The sequence below is a fragment of the Neoroseomonas rubea genome (assembly GCF_016106015.1).
Taxonomy (GTDB): Bacteria; Pseudomonadota; Alphaproteobacteria; order Acetobacterales; family Acetobacteraceae; genus Neoroseomonas; species Neoroseomonas rubea.
On the sequence record NZ_JACADQ010000465.1, the window covers coordinates 1 to 2,409 of the forward strand.

1 protein-coding gene is annotated in these 2,409 nt (G+C 73.3%); it reads right to left on the reverse strand.

Annotation, left to right across the window (positions count from 1 at the left end):
- On the reverse strand, positions 1-2,391 hold a 2,391-nt coding region (locus HW577_RS23695; RefSeq protein WP_232475200.1), incomplete at its 3' end, for a DUF3141 domain-containing protein.
- Positions 2,392-2,409: the final 18 nt, after the last annotated feature.

Sequence of the window (2,409 nt, forward strand, 5' to 3'; positions counted from 1 at the left end):
ACTGGCGCCCGGCGCCGCGCGCGCCCCAGGGTCGCTGATGCCGGCCGCGCCCTCGGCGGGCTCACTCCCGGCCGTGCGGGCGGCCCGCCGCGTCTCCTTCGCCGCCGGCGCCTCCACCGCCCCGGCCAGCGGATTCTCCAGCACGTCGTCGGCGAAGGGCGGCAGGTCCAGCACCTCGGCCATGTGGTGCAGCTGCTCCAGCGTGTGCGGGGCCATCTCCTCGATCCGGCCGGGCACGTAGCGGACGACGCGCAGCGCCAGGTCGCGTTCCGCCCGCGTGGGCAGCAGCCGCGGCAGGCTCTCCATCGCCTCCTGCGGGGCGAGCGTCGCGATCAGCGTCTGCTCGCGGATGATGCGGGTGCGCTCGTCCGGCGTCATGGCGGCGAAGGGCGCGTCGGTGGTCAGCAGCCGCGCCGAGCGTTCCAGCCGGTCGCGCCGCACCCCGCCGCGGCTTTCGGCCAGCATCACCAGCATGCGGATCACCGCCTCGGCGAAGCCGCCTTCACCGACGCGGGCGAGCGCCATGTGCGCCTCCGGCAGGGCATGCAGCGCCTGCGTGTCCTTCAGGGTGCGCCCGGCCGCGTGCGAGCGCCCGTAGCGGTGCGCCGCCGGCGACGCCCAGAGGCCGAGGAAGACGAGCTCGGCCGACATGTCGCGCAGGTCGCGGAACAGGTCGAGCGACTGCTCGACCAGCGCGGCGCCGGCCTGCTCGATCGCGACGAAGGGGTTGTCCGGCCGCGCCGGCTGGCGCGTGCCGCGCAGCTGCCCGGCCATCGACATCCAGGGCAGCATGAAGGGGTTGGCGCTGGCCATGACCGCGCGCTGGACGCGCAGCGGGTGCATCAGGCGGCCCAGCTCCGCCGTCACGGGCGTGACCATCGCCTGGACGAAGGGGCGCAGCAGGGTGTCGTAGATCTCGGCCTGCGCCTCGGACAGGCGGGCGACCGCGGCGAAAGGGCGCTCGTCGCGGGGGCCGTCGTCGTGCCCGCGCAGGTCGGCCAGGCCACGTTCCTCGAAGGAGACGGTGAAGCTGCGCGCCAGGCCCTGCCCGCTCGCCGCCTCGATCCGCATCTCGTACAGGCCCGGGGGCAGCGCCTCGATCGTCTCCATCACCGAGGCGACCTCGGCGTGTTCCTTCTGGGCGATCCTGGCCGAGACGAAGATGCCGAGATGCCCGACCTCCTCGTGCAGCATGTAGATGATGCGCTGGCCGCGGATGCGGATCTCCTGCACGTCGGCGTAGCTGTCGGCGATCCAGTTCAGCGCCTGGGCCGGGGGCGTGATGTTGTCGCCGCGGCTCGCGAAGACGATGATGGGCGAGCGGATGTTCTTCACGTCCACCGTGCGCCCGGGCTCCAGCTGCGCGGTGTTGCGCACCAGCCGGTTGCCGATGAAGAGCTGCTCGACGATCCAGCGGATCTCCTGCTCGTTCAGCCGGAAGAAGCCGCCCCACCAGCGCTCGAATTCGAGGAAGCGCTCGCGCTCGGTGTCGATGCCGCCGAACAGGTCGTAGTACTTGCCGAAGAAGCTGCGGCTGGGGTTCAGCATCTCGAAGTTCTGCACCAGGTGGGCGCCGTCGAAGACGCCGCCGCCCAGGTCCGAGAGCAGCATGGGCAGCCAGGTGCCGCCGAGCACGCCGGCCGTGTAGCGCATCGGGTTGCTGCCGACCTCGCCCGCCCAGGGGACGACCGGCGCGCCGTTCAGCACGATCGGGCCGGCGAGGTCGGGGTTGGTGGCGGCCAGCAGCAGCGTCGCCCAGCCGCCCTGGCAGTTGCCGATCACCACGGGCTTCAGGGATCGCGGGTGCAGCCTCGTCACCTCGCGGACGAATTCCGCCTCGGCGCGGGTGACGTCGGCGAGCGTCTGGTCGGGATGCGGGTCGCGGCGGAAGCCGACGAAATAGACCGGGTGCCCCTTGGCGAGTGCGACGCCCACCTGGCTGTCGTTCTTGAAGCCGCCGATGCCGGCGCCGTGGCCGGCGCGGGGATCGATGATGATGTAGGGCCGCGCGGCCGGGTCGATCGAGACGCCCGCCGGCGGCAGGATGCGCAGCAGCATGTAGTTGCACGGCCGCGGCAGGGTCAGCCCGTCGAGCACGGTCTCGTGGTCGTAGGCCAGCACCGGCGGGCAGCCGGCGCGCTCATGCGCGGCGAAGATGTCGCCGCGCTCGCGCAGCGCATCCATGGTCAGCACCAGCCGCTCCGCCCGATCGCGCAGGTAGTCGAGCCACGGCGCCATGAGATCCCCGCCGCGCGCGAGTTCCGCCAGCCTGCCCGCCACCTGCGAGGCGGCGTCGAGGCGGACGCCGAGGCGCGCCGCGTTCGTCCCGGCGATGCGTGCCGCGCCGCGCGTGGCGGCACGGGCCAGCAGCCCGGCCTGGTCCGCGAGCATCGCGGCGCCCGCCGCCGG